The organism is Roseovarius sp. MBR-78 (assembly GCF_040547535.1).
In the GTDB taxonomy this organism is placed as follows: domain Bacteria; phylum Pseudomonadota; class Alphaproteobacteria; order Rhodobacterales; family Rhodobacteraceae; genus Roseovarius.
Genome location: NZ_JBEPPX010000008.1, coordinates 102,745 through 119,828 on the forward strand (window position 1 = coordinate 102,745; position 17,084 = coordinate 119,828).

Here is a 17,084-nt window from a genome sequence, read left to right on the forward strand (position 1 = left end):
CCTTACTGGCACCGGCGCGGGCCAGAGGGCAAGCAGCAAGAGGTCAGATCACGATTTCAACACAATCCAGCAAATCAACCTTTGCGGTATTGAATAAATATTTCCGCACCTTAAGATCGACTTCGATTTGATTATGTCAGAAACAAGGCAAGTCGCCGCATTTTTTCTCCATCCAGAGTGATCCTCCGTGTTCCAGTCGACCTCAGCCCTCGTCGCCCAGCCACACGACCACATGGGCACCACGCTGCGCATCCTTGCCACGTCCGACGTGCACGGCCACCTGCTGCCATTCGATTATTTCACCTGCGAGGCGGATACGCGCGCCGGGCTGACGCGGCTGGCGACGCTGATCCGGCGTGCGCGCGCCGAGGCGGGGGCGAACAACTGCGTGCTGCTCGACAATGGCGATTTCCTGCAAGGCACGGCGCTCACCGATCTGACCGCGCGGCCGGGCAGCGGCTGGCATGGCAGGCACCCGGTGATCCGCGCCATGAACCAGATGGGCTATGACGCGGCCACGATCGGCAATCATGAATTCAACTTCGGTCTCGACTGGCTCGAGGGCGCGCTGGTGCAGGCGCGGTTTCCGCTGGTCTGCGCCAATGCCGTGCGCGCCCTCGGCGATGGCCCGCGCGACGATACCGCGTTTCTTCCGCCCTTCACGATCCTGCATCGCACGCTCTGTGGCGACAACGGCGCGGCCCGCGATATCCGCATCGGCGTGATCGGCCTTACCCCGCCGCAGGCGGCGACCTGGGATCACGGCCACCTCGCCGGGCGGCTGGCGCTGCGCGACATGGTCGAGACCGCCCGCGCCTGGCTTCCCGCGATCCGGGGGGCCGGGGCCGATATCGTGATCGCGCTGGCCCATAGCGGGATCGGTGCCGGGCCGGACCAGCCGATGATGGAGAATGCAGCCCGCGCGCTGGCGCGCCTGCCCGGTCTTGACGCGCTCATCGCCGGGCACAGCCACCGCCGCTTTCCCGAGGCCGCCGACGCCCGCATACCGGGGGCCGACATTACCCGCGGCACGCTGCACGGGCTGCCTTGCGTCAACCCCGGCTTTGGCGCCTCGCATCTGGGGCAGATCGACCTGCACCTTGCCCATGATCGCGACGGCTGGCGCGTCACCGGCCACCGCACCGCGCTGCTCCCCGCCACGAGCGCCCCGCCCTGCCCGCGCCTGTCGCGTGCATTGGCGCGCGCCCATGCCCATACGCTGCGCCTCACCGCGCGCCCGCTCGGGCATAGCCGCGTGCCGCTGCACAGCTATCTGGCGCTGGCGCGCGACGATCCCGGCCTCGCGCTGGTCAATGCCGCCCAGCGCGCGGCCCTTGCCACGGCGCTTGCAGGCACCGCCCCTGCCGGCCTGCCGGTGCTCTCGGCCTCGGCCCCGTTCCGCACCGGCGGGCCGGGGGGGCCGGGCCATTACACGGATATCCCCGCAGGCCCGCTGCGCCTGCGCAACCTCGCCGATCTCTACGGCTTTCCCAACACGCTTTGCGGCCTTCTGGTCACCGGGGCGGGGCTGCGCGACTGGCTCGAACGCGCGGCGATCTGTTTCAACCGGATCGTGCCGGGCCAAGCGGATCAGCCGCTGCTGAACCGCGATGTGCCGGGCCATGTCTTCGACGTGATCGACGGGCTGAGCTATGCCATCGACCTCGCCGAACCGGCCCGATACGACCTCAATGGCAGGCTCGCGGACCCCGGCGCGCGGCGCATCCGCGATCTGCGTTTCATGGGTCGCCCGGTCGCAGACAAGGACCGCTTTGCCGTGGCCACCAATTCCTACCGCGCCTGGGGGGGCGGCCCGTTCGAGGCGCTGGCCGAAACCACGCTCATCCATCGCTCCGAACGCGCGATCCGCGATATCCTCGCCGCCCATATCGAGGCGGCGGGCACCGTCGCGCCCACCCCCCGCGCGACCTGGCGTTTCGCCACGATGCCGCCGGGCACCTCGGCGCTGCTCGCCACCGGCCCTGGCCTGCGCACCTATCCCGAAGAGATCGCCGCCCTCGGGGCCACCGAGACCGGGTTCGACGATGCCGGGTTCATAAATCTGCGCCTGCCGCTCGACGGCACGCAGGCCCTTGCCTATCCGCGCGCCGATGCCTATATGACCGCTCGAGAGGTTGGCGCGGGCAGGCACCTCGCCAACCCGGTCAGATCCGGAAGGAAGCAGCCGTAACGAGCCTCGCTTGGGTCGTTGTCCAGCCTCTCACCCTTCACCCCTCGGAACCCGTTGAAAACAAAAGCCCTTTGCAAACAGGGGGTATTGGCCGTTTGAAGATCACAGTTTTGGTTACAAAGGCTGATCATGATGGCGGGCAGAGTCAGGAACATGGTGAACCGCAACGGGCGCTATAACGCCCGACTGGTGGTTCCAAAAGATCTGCGCGGACTCATCGGCAAGACAGAGCTGCGAAGCCCGCTGGACGGCGATTAACGCCAAGCGCTCACTCTGCTAACCGTTGCGCTGAATTGCCCGGAGCGGTGAGCGCGCGCCCTTGGCAGCGCCGGTCCGCATCTCGACCTTATTTTCCCTACGATCGAATTCCATGATCCGATCCGCCGCAAAGGCCAGCATCCCGCACACAAGATCGCCAGCGGCCTGCTGATCAACCAGCTCAAGCAGTGCCATTCTCTCATCGGGCATCGTCGATCTCCGTCTTTGGCTTCGAGTGCTGCAACCCGAACCTTTGCCGAAAATCGACGGTGGCCGCGAGCGTCACCACCGGCCGCGCGGCTCGCGCTGTGCCGACGGCTCCGCGCGCGGCCTGTGACACCAACCGTTGAGACACGGCCATCAGCGCCTCACCCTCGTTCCCGATCCAAACCGCCCGACGCGGTAGGCGACACCATCCGCCAAGCGTATCAAGACCACACAGGTGCGCAGATCGTTCCAACCGACAGAAGGCCCGCAAACCACGGCATCTCCTCGTTGAGCCAATCACCTTGATGCAACGTCATCTGTCCATTTCAAATGCGGTTACATGGTTGCAAAAAACCTATAACGCATTGTTTTTACTATTCACAGGTCGATATCAGCCTCTCACCTCCCCCCCATCGCCCATGTCATCTGCGCGTCGGTCTCCACCGCGCAGGGCCGCAGGGCACGCAACCGCGCCAGCGCCGTTTGCCCGTCCTCGCCCGTCTCGATCATCAGCCGCAGCACCGCCATGCCGGAACGCCCGCAGCCGCCCCGGCAATGCACCAGCACCCGGCCGCCCCCCGCCAACGCCGCGCGCGCGGTGGCACTCGCGCGCGCCCAATCCTCGGCTTGGGCCGTGTCCGGCACGCCGTAATCCGCCACCGGCACCCCGATCCAGCGCGTGCCTGCCTCCTGCACATGCACGCCCAGATCGCCCGCCCCGACCGCCACCATCTCGGCCTCGGTCGTCAGCGAGATCACCAGCGCCGGTTTCCAGTCCGCCAGATGCGCCATGTCGTCGGCATAGTCCCCTCCCGCCCCCGGCAGCGGCGACAGGGCCAGCGTGCCGCCACCGACATGCAACGCGTGGATGACGAACCCGCTCATCGCGTGTCAGAGCCGCTCGGACCCGAACGTGTCGCAGCGCGCCATCTCGCCGCTCTCATAGCCGCGCGCGAACCAGCGCGCCCGCTGCGCCGAGGTGCCATGGGTGAAACTGTGCGGATTGGGCTGCCGCCCCGCCCGGCGTTGCAGATGATCATCGCCGATCATCTTCGCGGCATTGAGCGCCTCCTCCAGATCGCCCGGCTCCAGCAACCCGTCCACCGCCCGCGCCCAGACGCCCGACAGGCAATCGGCCTGCAATTCCAGCCGCACGGTCAGGGCATTGGCCTCTGCCGTGCCGACCGCCTGCCGCATCCGGTTGACCTCGGGCAGGATACCAAGCTCGTTCTGGATATGGTGCGCCACCTCATGCGCGATGACATAGGCGGCGGCGAAATCGCCCTTGGCGCCCAGTTGCCGGGCCAGCGTGTCGAAAAACTCGGTATCTAGATAGGCCTTGCGATCCGCCGGGCAGTAGAACGGCCCGCTCGCCCCCGAGGCCCCGCCACAGGGGCTTTGCGTCACCCCCGAATACAGCACAAGGATGGGCGGGCGATACGCCTGCCCCGCCTGCGCGGGCAGGACATCGGCCCAGACCTCTTCGGTCGTGGCGAGAACCCGCGCCGAGAATTCGGCGGCGCGCTCCTCTCCGGCACTCGGCGCGCGCGTGGCCTGCGGCGCACCGCCCGGCCCTTGCAGAAGCGGCGTCACGTCGATCCCCGCGAAATAGCCGATGGCCAGCACCACAAGCAGGCCGAACCCGCCGATCTTCGCCCCGCCGCCACGCCCGCGCCGGTCCTCGACATTGCGGCTGCGCCCGATCCCTCTCAACCTCATGACCATACGCCCCGTTACCTGCGCGGATGTTTGCCGCACCCGCCGCAAAAAGCAAGGTGGACGGCCCCGGCCTGCAGCCTTAGGTTCATGGGCGGCACGAATCCGAAAGGCCCGCCCCGCATGTCACAAGCCCCAACAACCGGCTATCAGGTTCTCGCGCGGAAATACCGCCCCGAGACCTTTGCCGATCTGGTGGGGCAGGACGCGATGGTGCGCACGCTGAAAAACGCGTTTCAGGCCGACCGCATCGCGCAGGCCTTCATCATGACGGGCATCCGTGGCACCGGCAAGACGACCACCGCGCGCATCATCGCCAAGGGCATGAACTGCATCGGCCACGATGGCACGGGCGGCCCGACAACCGATCCCTGTGGCCAGTGCGAGCATTGCGTGGCGATCATGGAGGGCCGCCATGTCGACGTGATGGAGATGGACGCCGCAAGCCGCACCGGCGTAGGCGACATCCGCGAAATCATCGAGAGCGTGCATTACCGGGCGGCCTCGGCGCGCTACAAGATCTACATCATCGACGAGGTGCACATGCTCAGCACCTCGGCCTTCAACGCGCTTCTCAAAACGCTGGAAGAGCCGCCCGCGCATGTGAAATTCATCTTCGCCACCACCGAGATCCGCAAGGTGCCGGTCACCGTGCTGTCGCGCTGCCAGCGGTTCGACCTGCGCCGGATCGAGCCGGAGGTGATGATCGGCCTCTTGCGCCGCATCGCCGGGGCCGAGGGCGCGGCGATCACCGATGAGGCGCTTGCCCTCATCACCCGCGCGGCCGAAGGCTCGGCGCGCGATGCCACCTCGCTTCTCGATCAGGCGATTTCGCATGGTGCCGGAGAGACCACCGCCGAACAGGTTCGCGCCATGCTGGGGCTGGCCGACCGGGGCCGCGTGCTCGATCTCTTCGACATGATCCTGCGCGGCGACGCGGGCGGCGCGCTCTCGGAGCTCGGCGCGCAATACGCCGAAGGGGCCGATCCGCTCGCCGTGCTGCGTGATCTGGCCGAGATCACCCATTGGGTAAGCGTGGTCAAGATCACGCCCGATGCCGCCGACGATCCCACCATCGGCCCGGACGAGCGCGCGCGCGGGCAGGCGATGGCCGAGGCGCTGCCGATGCGCGTGCTGACCCGGATGTGGCAGATGCTCCTGAAGGCGCTCGACGAGGTGGCGGAGGCCCCCAACGCGATGATGGCCGCCGAGATGGCAGTGATCCGCCTGACCCATGTGGCCGATCTGCCCACGCCAGAGGATCTGGTGCGCCGTCTCTCGGACGGCCCGCCACCCGCACCGGGCGGCGGCAACGGCGCGCGCCCGCAAACGCAGGGTGGCGCGGCCCAAGGCGGCGCACCGCCGTCCCGCGCCACCCATGCCGCGCCCCAAGCCGCACCGAGGGGGCCGGGGGCCAGCGGCGCGGGCCAGGCCACAGCCCTTGCGCCCAATCCCGAGGATGCGCTCGCGCCTTACCCCGATTTCGAGCATGTGCTTGACCTCATCCGCGCCAGGCGCGACGCGAAACTGCTGATCGAGGTCGAGGGCTGCCTGCGCCTCGCCGCCTATCGTCCGGGCCGGATCGAGTTCACGCCCACCCCCGACGCCCCCGCCGATCTTGCCGCGCGGCTTGGCGGCGCGCTGCAACGCTGGACGGGCACCCGCTGGGCGGTGAGCCTTGTCAACTCCGCCACCGCCGCCACCATCCGCGAGGCGCGCAGCGCCGCAGAGGATGCGCGCACGGCAGAGGCGCGCGAGCACCCGCTGGTCAGGGCCGTGTTCGACGCCTTCCCCAAGGCGCGCATCACCGGCATCCGCACGGTCGAGGACATCACCTCTGATGCAAGCCACGACGCGCTGCCCGAGGTCGAGGACGAATGGGACCCGTTCGAGGAATGATCGCCCATCGCCTCTGGCCCGCCATGCTCGGCCTGCTGCTGCCCGGCCCCGCCCTTGCCGGGGCCTGCGCCAGCCTTCGCCCAGGCTGGAGCGCCGGCACCCAGGCCACCGGCTGGAGCGAAATGCTGCATTATTTCTCCTCCGTCCCGGCGCTGGTCCTGATCCTCGCCACGGCCCTCGTGATCCGCTTTCGTAGCCAGTGGGGCGGGCTGATCGTGACAGTGCTGTGGTCGCTTCTGGTGTTCCTCGTCGTGCGCGACCGCTTCGGCGACGACCCGACCGGCCTGCGGCAATCGGCATTCGCCGAGGGCTGCCTTGGCTCGCCCACCTTGTTCATCGCCGCCGTCACTGCAATATGTGTCGCAACGATCCTTTATACCGCCCCCAGCGGGCGACAGACCTCTAGATAGGAGACAGACATGTTCAAGGGTTTGGGCCAGATGGGCGACATGGCCAAGATGATGAAGGCCGCGCAGGAAATGCAGCAGAAGATGGCCGCGCTCCAGGAAGAAATGCACAGCATCATGGTCGAGGGCGAAAGCGGCGCGGGGCTGGTCAAGGCCACCTGTACCGCCAAGGGAGAGTTGAAATCGCTCGACATCGACCCCTCTATCTTCAACGCCGACGACAAGGAAGTGGTCGAAGATCTGATCCTCGCCGCGATCAAGGACGCACAATCCAAGGCCGGGGCGCGCGCGCAAGAGGAAATGAGCAAGATCACCGAGAGCATGGGCCTGCCCAAGGACATGAAGCTGCCGTTCTGACCCGCGCGCTTCATCTTGCCGAAAATATCCTTGACCACGGCGCAACCCGGCAGAACGGATCATATGAGTGAGCAGCACCCGCGACATTGACGCCCTCATCAACATGATGGCGCGGCTTCCGGGCCTCGGACCGCGCTCGGCGCGGCGCGCGGTGCTGCACATGATCCGCAAACGCGCACTGCTTCTCTCGCCGCTCGCCGACCTGATGCAGACCGTCGCCGCCACCGCCCGCGAATGCCGCATCTGCGGCAATATCGGCACGTCTGAGGTCTGCGACATATGCCTGAGCGCGAAACGCGCCAATGGCCAGATCTGCGTGGTCGAGGATGTGGCCGACCTCTGGGCGATGGAACGGGGCGGGGCGTTTCGCGGGCGCTATCATGTGCTGGGCGGCACGCTCTCGGCGCTCGATCAGGTCGGCCCCGAGACCCTGCGAATCCCGCAGCTTGTGACCCGCGTGACCGAGGAAGAAACGGCCGAGGTGATCCTCGCGCTGGGCACCACGCTCGACGGCCAGACCACCGCCCATTACATCGCCGATCAACTTCTGGGTAAGGTTATCCTCACTTCGCTCGCGCAGGGTGTTCCCATCGGCGGCGAGTTGGATTATCTCGACGATGGAACCATCGGCGCGGCGCTGGCTGCGCGAAAACCGCTCTGAAACCCATCCGTCGGCACCCCTTCGCCGCCCGCCACCCGATAGGCCGCCATGACCCCGCTGGCTCTTGCCCTCAGCTATCTCCTGTCGCTCAACCTCGTCACCTTCGGGTTGTTCTGGTGGGACAAGCAATGCGCCATCCACCGCCGCTGGCGCGTGCCCGAAAGCACGCTGTTGACGCTGTGCCTTGTGGGGGGCGCGCTCGGGGCCAAGATCGGCCAGGGTGTGTTCCGTCACAAGACCCGCAAAGAACCGTTCCGCACCTCGCTCAACGCGATCATGGTGCTCCATCTCGGCTTTATGTCCGCACTGGTTCTGCCGGGGTTCCGCGCCTCGGTCATGGCGCTGCTCAGTGACACCTCGACAGCGCTTTTCGGCTGATCGGGGCGGGCCGCGCGCTCAGCGCGCCTCTTCCTCAAGATGCAGCTTCATCTCGATCAGCACCTGCTGCAATTGCGTCGTCTCGCGCAACAGCCGCTTGGCCTCGTTGACCGAGATCGTCCCGTCCTCGATGCTGGTCTGATACTCGGCCATCAGCATCGCGAATCGCTGCGACAGCGCGATCACGTCGCTGTTGACCGAGACCTTTTCGCCGGTATTGCGCAGGCTCTCGGTCAGGCTCAGGTGGATGCCCTTGAGTTCGGCCAGCGCGGAGGTGACATGCGGATAGCTCGCCGCCTTTTCTAGCTCGGCGACCGTGTCCACCGGCATGAACCGGTCGGCATGTTCGTCATGCCCCGAATAATACCGCCCCAGCGTGGCCTTGGATTTGCCGCTGAGCCGACAGGCCGCCTCGATGCCCACATCCTTGACCAGCGCCTCGGTGTGTTTCTTGAGATAGCTTCCGATCACCGACATCACACTCATCAACCCCAGGTGTTTCCCGCGCCGGGTGCCCCGGCCACGACGCACCTGTTATCCGCCTTGCGCGGCGCTGTCATTTCCAAAACGCCGCGCCTCACGCCCGCTCCACCAGCACCGAGCCCACCGAATAGCCCGCCCCGAACGAACAGATCAGCCCCCGGTCGCCGGGGGCAAGGTCGTCCGAATAGTGCGAGAACGCGATGATCGACCCGGCCGACGAGGTATTGGCATAATCCTGGAGGATATTGGGCTGCTCATGCGACTCGGGCACCCGGCCCATCACCTTGCGGCCGATGAAATCGTTCATCGTCTTGTTGGCCTGGTGCAGCCACAGCCGCCGCAGATCGCCCGCCGCCACGTCCGCCTCGTCCAGATGCCCCGCGATATGCGACGACACCAGCGGCAGCACCTCCTTGAACACCTTGCGCCCCTCCTGCACGAAGAGCATGTCGCGCCGGTCCTCCATGTGGCCGGGCCGCGTGCGCCGCAAAAAGCCGTTATTGTTACGGATATTGTTGGAAAACTGCGTCGCGCAACGCGTCGAGAGGATGCGGAAATGTGGCCCCCGCGCCTCCTCAGCCGCCTCGATGACCAGCGCGGTGCACACATCACCAAAGATGAAATGGCAATCCCGGTCGCGCCATTCGAGATGGCCCGAACAGATCTCGGGGCTGACCACCAGCGCACGGCGCGCGCTGCCCGCGCGGATCATGTCCGCCGCCGCCTGAATGCCGAATGTGGCCGAGGAACAGGCCACGTTCATGTCAAAGGCAAAGCCGCCCGCGCCGAGTAATTCCTGTATCTCGATCGCAACCGCCGGATAGGGCCGCTCGTGGTTCGAGGCGGCGCAGATCACGAGGTCGATCTCACCCGCCGCGCGCCCGGCCTGCGCCAGCGCCTTGCCGCAGGCATCAAGCGCAATTTCCGCCATGATCCCCGGCTCGTCATCGCCGCGCGCGCGCAGCAGCGGGTGCATCACCTCAGGGTCGAGAACACCCGCCTTGTCCATCACATGCCGCCGCTCGATCCCCGACGCGTTCATGATGAATTCCGAGGACGACGGCGCCTTGGCCGCCACCTCTCCGGCGGCAATCGCCTCGGCATGGGTGGCGTTGAACGCCTCGGCATAGGCGTTGTAGGCCACCACCAATTCCTCGTTGGTGATCACTTCCGGCGGCGTGAACACGCCCGATCCGGTGATCGCGGGCTGCACCATGGTCTTGCTCCTCAAGATTTCCGGCCAGATCACCGGAAACGCACAGCCTCGTCAAGCGCAACGCGGTGCCGCGTCATCTTCCCATAGATACTCACGCCACCGGGTTCGGCAGCGCTTCGCCCGCGAAAAACGCGCGCAGATTCTCCACCGCCATCAGCCCCATCGCTTCGCGCACCTCCTGCGAGGCTGTGCCCAGATGCGGCAGCAGCGTCACGTTCTCCAGCTTGCGCAGCACCTCCGGCACCTCCGGCTCGCGTGCATAGACGTCAAGCCCCGCCCCGGCGATCCGACCCTCGCGCAGCGCGTCGATGAGCGCGGCCTCGTCCACCACGTCGCCGCGCGCGATGTTTACCAGATGCGCCGTGGGCCGCATCGCCGCCAGCACCTCGGCTCCGATCAGGCCCTGCGTCGAGGCCCCGCCGGGCACGGCCAGAACGAGAAAATCCACCTGCCCCGCCAGCGCGGCAAGGCTTTCCACCTGCCGCGCCGGAAAATCCACTGCCTTGGCCGAGCGGTTGTGATAGGCCACCGCCATCCCGAACCCGTAGTGACAGCGCCGCGCAATCGCCTGCCCGATGCGCCCCATGCCGACGATGCCCACGGTCTTGCCCGTGACATGGGTGCCCAGCATCTGCGTCGGGTTCCACCCCGTCCAGCGCCCCGCGCGCAGCATCCGCTCGCCCTCGCCCGCGCGCCGCGCGCTCATCAGCATCAGCATCAGCGCGATATCGGCGGTAGCATCGGTCACGGCACCGGGCGTGTTGGTCACGGCGATGCCCGCGCCACGGGCGGCGGCCACGTCGATATGGTTATAACCCACCCCGAAATTGGCAAGGATGCGGCAACGGCAGCCTGTCGCGTCCGCGAATACCTCGGCGGCAAACTGATCGCCCAGCGTCGGCAGGATACCATCGTAAAGCGCCAGCGCGCCCTTCATCTGTCCCGGTTTCAGCGGCGTGTTGTCCTCGCGCATCTCGACCTCGAAATGCGCCTCGGCCTCGGCGATCACGCGCGCGGGCATGGGCCGGGTGATGAGGATCCGTTTCAATGCAACCTCCCGCCCAGGGGCACGTCGAGATCGGGACCAATGAGGACGATGCCGCCATCTGCGTCGCTCACCCCCAGCACCAGCACCTCGGAGATGAATTTGCCGATCTGCCGGGGCGGGAAATTCACCACCGCCAGCACCTGCCGCCCGATCAGCGCCTCGGGGTCATAATGCGCGGTGATCTGCGCGCTCGATTTCTTCTCGCCGATCTCGGGGCCGAAATCGAGCCACAGCTTGATCGCGGGCTTGCGGGCCTCCGGGTAGGGCTCGGCCCGGACCACGCGGCCCACGCGGATATCGACCTTCTGAAAATCATCAAAGGTGATCTCAGCCATTGCGCAACTCGCGCGAGCGCTCGGTGGCGGCGGCCACGGTGCGCGCCATCAGCGGCGGCAGGCCGCGCTCCTCGTCCATCAGAACAGCCAGCCCCGCCTGCGTGGTGCCATTGGGGCTTGTGACATTCTCGCGCAGCGTGGCGGGCGTCGCGCCCGCGGCCTCGGCCAGCGCGCCCGCCCCCGCAACCGTCGCCTGCGCCAATTGCATCGCCAGGTCCGGGGCCAGCCCCTGCGCCTCGCCCGCGCGCGCCATGCATTCGATCATGTGGAACACATAGGCCGGGCCGGAGCCCGAGAGGCCGGTGACCGCGTCCATCTGCGCCTCGTCCTCCAGCCGCACCACCTGCCCCACCGCCCCGAGCAGCGCCTCGGCGGCATCGAGATGCGCGGATGTGGCATGGCCATTGCCGATGATCGCGGTGATCCCGCGCCCCACGGCGGCGGGGGTGTTGGGCATCGCCCGCACGATGGGCGTGCGCGCGCCCAGCATCTCCTCATAGGTGGCGATGGAGGTTCCGGCGGCAACCGAAACAAAGAGCGTCGCCCCGTTGCCATAGCCCCTGAGCGTGGGCAGCGCGGCCCCCATCATCTGCGGCTTGACGGCGACGATGACGATCCCCGGCGCTTCGGGCAGATCGGCGTTGACATGCACGCCCGCCCCCTCCAGCCAATCCGCCGGATGCGGATCGACCACATGCACCGCGCCCGCCTCCAACCCGCCATCGAGCCAGCCGCGCAGCATCGCGCCGCCCATCTTGCCGCAGCCCAAGAGCACGAGGCCGCGCCCCGCGATATCCTGCATGGTCATGACACTCTCCCGCGCCTGTTGTCGCGGGTTGCAGGTTTACGCCCGACCGTAGGCCTCTGCAATGGCCACCTGCATCGCGGCGCGCGGGGATGTATCGCCCCAGATCGCCAGTTGGAAGGCCGGGTAATAGCGCTCTGCCGCCGTCACCGCCGCGCCCAGGATCGTGTCGATCTGCTCGGCCGTCGCCCCCGGCGCGCCCGCCATCACGAGGCCATAGCGCCACACCATCAATTTTTGTTCGCCCCACCAGGTGAAGGCACCCGACCAGCACTGATCGTTGACATGGTTGAGCATCTCGTAAAGCACCGGCAAACGGTCCTCGGGCGGCTCCATCTCGAAGGTGCAGACCATGCGCAGCGTCTCGTCATGGCCCGACCAGGCCAGCGTGATCGCATAGGTGCGCCACTGGCCCTCGATCGCCATCGCGATCTGATCGTCGCCGATGCGGTCAAACTCCCAGTCGTGGTTCTCGGCGATATGCTCGACAAGGTCGATCGGATGAAGATCCGCGCTCAGATCGTGCTCGGAAAGTGCCATGACGCCGCCTCATATGCTATAGCGCGGGGGTGGCCTTGCACCCCAAACGCTAGGTGCCTGCTCTACGAGCGGAGGTGTATCCGACCGCCCATACCAGATATGGTGGGGGCTTATTCATGGGCTGTAAAGCTATTTGTTGGGGGTAACTGCAATAAGTTGTGGTGCGTGGGTCGAGTGCCTCAAGATGCGGGTCACGTCTTCCCTTTGGCCTTCAAATGACTCCGAGTATCTCACGCAAGAAAATTCTTGCACGCTACGTTGTGGTATGGCAGCAAAAGTAGAGAGTATTGCTACTTGAGCACTCATACCCATGATGATGGTGAGGTTTACCCGTCGTCGGAGCCTATCGTCTTCGATACCACCATGGGGGCATTCAGCCGTGAGCGCCGTTCGTTGGCGTTCTGGAAATACTAGCTGTCTGCGGACGTCGACACATAGCGTAAGAGAGGGTTTCATCATGAAAGTTTTCAAACTGAATTATCAACTTGTCGCGCTTGCAGTATCAGTGCTCACGACCCCTGCCGTGGCGCAAGACAGTGACGGGTGCTTTGCCACAGCCAACAAATGCGTGAGCATTACCAGCAAGTGGAAGGATGGCGCGTTCATATCTTATTTTACGAACAATTGCAGTGGCCGCGTTTACGCCAGATACTGCAACGAACGCGAAGCCGGAAGACACGATTGCGGTGCGACGGGTATCAGACAGGGCAAACGCCATAGCTGGAGAACCGGAAGCGACGCGACGGGACGCGTTAATATATATTGGGTTGGCTCGCTCCATTCGAGCAAGGATTGGGTCTGTTCGGGCAAAGTCGAGGGTTGGCGCGACCCTATGTTTTAGGGATCAGAGTTGAGACATCTCTGCTCATTTGACAGACACAACCCTTGCCCGGTGCCGCGATAGGCCCTAAAGCGCGGGCCATGACCGACACGCCCGACGATATCCATCCGCTGTTTCACGGTGCCCCCAAAAGCGGCGAGTTTCGCAAGCTGCGCAAGCGCATCGTGCGCAACGTGCGTGAGGCGGTGGAGCAATACGGCATGATCGAGCCGGGCGCGCGATGGCTGGTCTGCCTCTCGGGCGGCAAGGACAGCTATACGCTTCTCGCGGTGCTGCTCGAATTGCAATGGCGCGGTCTCTTGCCGGTCGATCTTCTGGCCTGTAACCTCGATCAGGGGCAGCCGGGGTTCCCGGCCACGGTGCTGCCGGACTTCCTCACCCGCATGGGCGTGCCGCACCGGATCGAGTATCAGGACACCTATTCCATCGTCATGGACAAGGTGCCGCAGGGGCGCACCTATTGCGCGCTATGTTCCCGGTTGCGCAGGGGAAATCTCTATCGCATCGCCCGCGAGGAGGGCTGCTCGGCGGTGGTGCTCGGCCATCATCGCGACGATATCCTTGAGACCTTTTTCATGAACCTCTTTCACGGCAGCAGGCTCGCCACCATGCCGCCCAAGCTGGTGAACGAGGAGGGCGATCTGTTTGTCTACCGCCCCCTCGCCCATGTCGCCGAGGCCGATTGCGACCGTTTCGCGCGGGCGATGAATTACCCGATCATCCCCTGCGATCTCTGCGGGTCGCAGGACGGGCTGCAACGTCAGCAGGTCAAGCGCCTGCTCGACGGGTGGGAGGCCAACCATCCGGGGCGGCGGCAAAAGATGTTCCGCGCGCTGATGAACACGCGGCCCTCGCATCTGCTCGATCCCGCGCTGTTCGATTTCGCGGGGCTGCGGCGCGACTCGGTAAAATCCGAGGCAAAAGAGCCGGGGATGCCAATACTCCGTTAACCGCACGCGCCTAGGCTGCGTGCAGAGGTGACGGAGGTGGCGATGCATCAGGCACAACATGCCCTGCGAAACGTGATCGCGGCCCTGCGCGGGCCGCAACTGGCGCTGCTCGCGCTGGCGCTCGGGCTGGCGCTGCTGTGGTTCGGCCCGGCGGCGCTGGCGCTCGGCCTGCCCTTTGCGCTGATGCTGCTGCCGCGCGGGGCCGCGCGGGGCACCAGGGCGCGCCCGCGCACCGCCACCACAGGCCAGATGACGGAAATGGCCACCGCCCTCGATCACCGCCTGCGCGCCGCGCGCCGCGCGCATCACCCGGTGCTCTGCATTACGCTCGCGATCCGGGGCTTTGACGGGGTGCAGGGCCCGCTTGGCGATCGGGTGGTGACCACCTGCCTTGACCGGCTGTCGCACGGCCTGCGGCGCGAGGATGCGCTCTATGATCTGGGGGCGGGGCGGCTTGGCATCATCCCCGATGGCGCGCGCGGCCTTGATGATACCAGCGCCCGGCGTCTCGCGGCCCGGCTTGAGGCACATGCCACGGCGGCGCTTGGCGGTATCCGCGGGGCCGAGGCGCTCCGCATCGCGACCGGGCTGTGCCTCGAGGCACAGCCCGGCACCCGCAACGCGCGGGCCATGATCGCCGAGGCCCTTGCCGCCGCCAACGGCAATGACCCCGGCAACGATAACGGCCTCGGCATCGTCGCCATACCGGCGCGCCCGCCGCCCGCCGAAAGGGGCTGAGCACCCCGACACCGCGGCGCGGCCCACCGCCTGCGGGCAGCCGTCAGCCCTCTGGCTGCGATCACATCCCCCACCCGAGCGCACACAGAGACCGCCCAAGCCCGGAATCCGCTTGACCTTTGGGGCCTCACTCTGTTGAACCCCCCAAGGCAGAAACATGACGGACGGGTCCCGGCGATGGACGATCAGAACAAGAACCTCATTCTCGCGACGGCGCTCAGCTTTCTCGTGATCCTCGTCTGGTTCGTGATGTTTCCCCCGCCAGAGCCAACGCCCTCTGACCCCAACGCGCCGGTCGCTGAGACACAGGCCGATGGCCTGCTCGCCCCGCCCCCGAGCGCCGACCCGGCAGCGGCCGCCCTTGCCCCCGGCACCGCCGGTGCCGAGACAGCGACCGCCTCGGAGGCCGCTGCCGACGTGCCGCGCATCACCATCGACACTCCAAGCCTCACCGGCTCGATCTCGCTCAAGGGCGGGCGCATCGACGAGCTGTCGCTGAAGGATTACCGCGAAACCATCGACCCCGACGCCCCGATCGTCCGCCTGCTCTCGCCGGTGGGCAGCCAGACACCTTATTACGCGCTTCACGGTTGGGCTCCAGGCAGCGGCCTGACCGCCGAACTGGTGCCGGGACCGAACACGCTCTGGACGGTCGAGCGCGGCACCACGCTCACCCCCGGCACCCCGCTCATGCTGAGTTGGGACAATGGCGCGGGCCTCACCTTCCGCCGCGAGATATCCATCGACGAGGATTACATGTTCTCGCTGCGCCAATCGGTCGAGAACCGGACCGACGCGGCAGTCAGCCTCGCGCCCTACGGCATCATCGCCCGCCACGGACGGCCCGCCGACCTGAAGAATTTCTTCATTCTCCACGAGGGCCTTATCGGCATGGCCGACGGCACCTTGGCCGAGATCGACTATGACGATGTCGAGGACTACCCGTTCAACCCCCGCGAAGGCGCCCCCGCCGAGGTGACGCAAGTGGCCGAGGGCGGCTGGCTCGGCTTTACCGATCATTACTGGATGACGACGCTTATCCCGGCCCCCGGCACGCCCTTCAAGGCGGTCACCAAATACGACCCGCAGCGCGGCATCTACCAGACCGAGACCGTGCAGCAGACCCGCCAGCTTGCCCCCGGCGAGACGATCACGGCCGAGAGCCGCCTCTTTGCCGGGGCCAAGGAATGGGCCACCATCCGCCGCTACCAGAACGAGGAAGGCGTTGATCGCTTTCTCGATTCGATCGACTGGGGCTGGTTTTTCTTCCTGACCAAGCCGATCTTCGCGGCGCTGCACTGGTTCAACCTGATGATCGGCAACATGGGTTGGGCGATCATCGCGCTTACGCTGGCGATCAAGGCGCTGGTGCTGCCGCTGGCCTACAAATCCTACGTCTCGATGGCCAAGATGAAGGAACTCCAGCCCGAGATGGAGAAGATCAAGGAGATCGCCGGCGACGACCGCCAGAAGCTCCAGCAGGAGATGATGGCGCTCTACAAGAAGGAAAAGGTCAACCCGGCGGCGGGCTGTCTGCCGATCCTGTTGCAGATCCCGATCTTCTTTTCGCTCTACAAGGTGATCTTTGTCACGCTGGAATTGCGCCACGCGCCGTGGATTGGCTGGATCCGCGACCTTTCGGCCCCCGATCCCTCGTCGCTCTACAACCTTTGGGGCCTCTTCCCCTGGGCCGCGCCCGAGCCCGGCTCGGTCCTCGCGCTCATTTTCATCGGCATCCTGCCGCTGGGCCTCGGCGTGTCGATGTGGCTGCAACAAAAGCTCAACCCGTCGCCCACCGATCCCACGCAAAAGATGATCTTTGCCTGGATGCCCTGGGTGTTCATGTTCATGCTCGGCAGCTTTGCCAGCGGGCTGGTGATCTACTGGATCGCCAACAACATGATTACCTTTTCCCAACAATATGCGATCATGCGCAGCCACGGGCACAAGCCCGACGTGTTCGGCAACATCATGTCGAGCTTCAAGCGTGGCGACAAACCCGCCCCGGAGAAAAAGAAATGACGCCCGCGCCCCGCGTCCGGCTCCGGTAGGCC

General features: G+C 66.1%; 16 protein-coding genes, 1 other RNA gene and 2 pseudogenes. 10 read left to right on the forward strand and 9 right to left on the reverse strand.

Annotation, left to right across the window (positions count from 1 at the left end):
• Positions 1-232 precede the first annotated feature (232 nt).
• Positions 233-2,017: pseudogene (locus ABIE58_RS08595) on the forward strand (bifunctional 2',3'-cyclic-nucleotide 2'-phosphodiesterase/3'-nucleotidase); the annotation flags it as partial.
• A 112-nt stretch (positions 2,018-2,129) separates the two neighbouring features.
• An RNA gene (gene ffs, locus ABIE58_RS08600) (signal recognition particle sRNA small type) lies at positions 2,130-2,226 on the forward strand.
• A gap of 244 nt (positions 2,227-2,470) precedes the next feature.
• Here ffs and ABIE58_RS08605 read toward each other — a convergent pair.
• The 3 genes and pseudogenes from ABIE58_RS08605 to ypfJ all read right to left on the reverse strand — a co-directional run.
• Positions 2,471-2,659 (reverse strand): annotated as a pseudogene (locus ABIE58_RS08605) (IS256 family transposase); the annotation flags it as partial.
• A gap of 396 nt (positions 2,660-3,055) precedes the next feature.
• On the reverse strand, positions 3,056-3,541 hold the full coding sequence (locus tag ABIE58_RS08610) for a phosphatase domain-containing protein (RefSeq protein ID WP_354544291.1): 486 nt from the start codon (positions 3,539-3,541) through the stop codon (positions 3,056-3,058).
• Positions 3,542-3,547: 6 nt separating this feature from the next.
• Positions 3,548-4,375: a KPN_02809 family neutral zinc metallopeptidase gene (ypfJ, locus tag ABIE58_RS08615; protein WP_354544292.1), complete on the reverse strand. Its 828-nt coding sequence runs from the start codon at positions 4,373-4,375 to the stop codon at positions 3,548-3,550.
• Between the two features lie 120 nt (positions 4,376-4,495).
• Here ypfJ and ABIE58_RS08620 point away from each other — a divergent pair, with 120 nt between their 5' ends.
• The 5 genes from ABIE58_RS08620 (at position 4,496) to ABIE58_RS08640 (ending at position 8,074) form a co-directional block, all read left to right on the forward strand.
• Positions 4,496-6,271: a DNA polymerase III subunit gamma/tau gene (locus tag ABIE58_RS08620; RefSeq protein WP_354544293.1), complete on the forward strand. Its 1,776-nt coding sequence runs from the start codon at positions 4,496-4,498 to the stop codon at positions 6,269-6,271.
• Positions 6,268-6,681: a hypothetical protein gene (locus tag ABIE58_RS08625; RefSeq protein WP_354544294.1), complete on the forward strand. Its 414-nt coding sequence runs from the start codon at positions 6,268-6,270 to the stop codon at positions 6,679-6,681. Before ABIE58_RS08620 ends, ABIE58_RS08625 begins: the two co-directional genes overlap by 4 nt.
• A 9-nt stretch (positions 6,682-6,690) precedes the next feature.
• Positions 6,691-7,035 carry a YbaB/EbfC family nucleoid-associated protein gene (locus ABIE58_RS08630; RefSeq protein WP_354544295.1) on the forward strand — a complete coding sequence of 115 codons (345 nt, stop codon included), beginning with the start codon at positions 6,691-6,693 and terminating at the stop codon, positions 7,033-7,035.
• A 67-nt stretch (positions 7,036-7,102) separates the two neighbouring features.
• Positions 7,103-7,696, forward strand: coding sequence for a recombination mediator RecR (gene recR, locus ABIE58_RS08635; protein WP_354544296.1), 594 nt, complete (start codon positions 7,103-7,105; stop codon positions 7,694-7,696).
• A gap of 48 nt (positions 7,697-7,744) precedes the next feature.
• Positions 7,745-8,074, forward strand: a complete 330-nt coding sequence (locus ABIE58_RS08640; RefSeq protein ID WP_354544297.1) for a DUF1294 domain-containing protein — start codon at positions 7,745-7,747, stop codon at positions 8,072-8,074.
• A gap of 18 nt (positions 8,075-8,092) precedes the next feature.
• Here the strand turns inward: ABIE58_RS08640 and ABIE58_RS08645 are convergent, their stop codons facing one another.
• The 6 genes from ABIE58_RS08645 to ABIE58_RS08670 all read right to left on the reverse strand — a co-directional run bounded on the left by ABIE58_RS08645 (position 8,093) and on the right by ABIE58_RS08670 (position 12,501).
• A complete protein-coding gene (locus tag ABIE58_RS08645; RefSeq protein ID WP_354544384.1) occupies positions 8,093-8,551 on the reverse strand; it encodes a hypothetical protein in 459 nt (152 codons plus the stop codon).
• 100 nt (positions 8,552-8,651) lie between these two features.
• On the reverse strand, positions 8,652-9,773 hold the full coding sequence (locus ABIE58_RS08650) for a beta-ketoacyl-ACP synthase III (protein ID WP_354544298.1): 1,122 nt from the start codon (positions 9,771-9,773) through the stop codon (positions 8,652-8,654).
• A gap of 91 nt (positions 9,774-9,864) precedes the next feature.
• Entirely contained in the window at positions 9,865-10,821 is a 957-nt protein-coding gene (locus ABIE58_RS08655; RefSeq protein ID WP_354544299.1) for a 2-hydroxyacid dehydrogenase, read from the reverse strand.
• Positions 10,818-11,156 (reverse strand): tRNA-binding protein, encoded by a 339-nt coding sequence (locus ABIE58_RS08660; RefSeq protein ID WP_354544300.1) that lies wholly within the window; start codon positions 11,154-11,156, stop codon positions 10,818-10,820. Before ABIE58_RS08660 ends, ABIE58_RS08655 begins: the two co-directional genes overlap by 4 nt.
• A complete protein-coding gene (gene proC / locus ABIE58_RS08665; RefSeq protein WP_354544301.1) occupies positions 11,149-11,964 on the reverse strand; it encodes a pyrroline-5-carboxylate reductase in 816 nt (271 codons plus the stop codon). Before proC ends, ABIE58_RS08660 begins: the two co-directional genes overlap by 8 nt.
• Positions 11,965-12,000: 36 nt before the next feature.
• Positions 12,001-12,501 (reverse strand): type III secretion system chaperone family protein, encoded by a 501-nt coding sequence (locus ABIE58_RS08670; RefSeq protein WP_354544302.1) that lies wholly within the window; start codon positions 12,499-12,501, stop codon positions 12,001-12,003.
• A gap of 921 nt (positions 12,502-13,422) precedes the next feature.
• Between ABIE58_RS08670 and ttcA the strand changes: the two genes are divergently transcribed.
• The 3 genes from ttcA (at position 13,423) to yidC (ending at position 17,052) form a co-directional block, all read left to right on the forward strand.
• Complete coding sequence (gene ttcA, locus ABIE58_RS08675; protein WP_354544303.1) at positions 13,423-14,292, forward strand: tRNA 2-thiocytidine(32) synthetase TtcA; 870 nt, start codon at positions 13,423-13,425, stop codon at positions 14,290-14,292.
• 42 nt (positions 14,293-14,334) lie between these two features.
• Positions 14,335-15,030, forward strand: coding sequence for a hypothetical protein (locus ABIE58_RS08680; RefSeq protein ID WP_354544304.1), 696 nt, complete (start codon positions 14,335-14,337; stop codon positions 15,028-15,030).
• Positions 15,031-15,207: 177 nt separating this feature from the next.
• The gene (gene yidC, locus ABIE58_RS08685; RefSeq protein ID WP_354544305.1) at positions 15,208-17,052 is read left to right on the forward strand and encodes a membrane protein insertase YidC; all 1,845 of its coding nucleotides are present in this window, start codon (positions 15,208-15,210) and stop codon (positions 17,050-17,052) included.
• The last annotated feature ends 32 nt before the right edge of the window (positions 17,053-17,084 follow it).

Coding starts and splice junctions, on each gene's coding strand:
- yidC (WP_354544305.1), top strand. CDS start 15,208: ATGGACGATCAGAACAAGAACCTCATTCTCGCGACGGCGCTCAGCTTT.
- ABIE58_RS08625 (WP_354544294.1), top strand. CDS start 6,268: ATGATCGCCCATCGCCTCTGGCCCGCCATGCTCGGCCTGCTGCTGCCC.
- ABIE58_RS08640 (WP_354544297.1), top strand. CDS start 7,745: ATGACCCCGCTGGCTCTTGCCCTCAGCTATCTCCTGTCGCTCAACCTC.
- ABIE58_RS08645 (WP_354544384.1), bottom strand. CDS start 8,551: ATGTCGGTGATCGGAAGCTATCTCAAGAAACACACCGAGGCGCTGGTC.
- ABIE58_RS08670 (WP_354544302.1), bottom strand. CDS start 12,501: ATGGCACTTTCCGAGCACGATCTGAGCGCGGATCTTCATCCGATCGAC.
- ABIE58_RS08620 (WP_354544293.1), top strand. CDS start 4,496: ATGTCACAAGCCCCAACAACCGGCTATCAGGTTCTCGCGCGGAAATAC.
- ABIE58_RS08610 (WP_354544291.1), bottom strand. CDS start 3,541: ATGAGCGGGTTCGTCATCCACGCGTTGCATGTCGGTGGCGGCACGCTG.
- ABIE58_RS08680 (WP_354544304.1), top strand. CDS start 14,335: ATGCATCAGGCACAACATGCCCTGCGAAACGTGATCGCGGCCCTGCGC.
- ABIE58_RS08630 (WP_354544295.1), top strand. CDS start 6,691: ATGTTCAAGGGTTTGGGCCAGATGGGCGACATGGCCAAGATGATGAAG.
- ABIE58_RS08650 (WP_354544298.1), bottom strand. CDS start 9,773: ATGGTGCAGCCCGCGATCACCGGATCGGGCGTGTTCACGCCGCCGGAA.
- ABIE58_RS08660 (WP_354544300.1), bottom strand. CDS start 11,156: ATGGCTGAGATCACCTTTGATGATTTTCAGAAGGTCGATATCCGCGTG.
- ypfJ (WP_354544292.1), bottom strand. CDS start 4,375: ATGAGGTTGAGAGGGATCGGGCGCAGCCGCAATGTCGAGGACCGGCGC.
- ttcA (WP_354544303.1), top strand. CDS start 13,423: ATGACCGACACGCCCGACGATATCCATCCGCTGTTTCACGGTGCCCCC.
- proC (WP_354544301.1), bottom strand. CDS start 11,964: ATGACCATGCAGGATATCGCGGGGCGCGGCCTCGTGCTCTTGGGCTGC.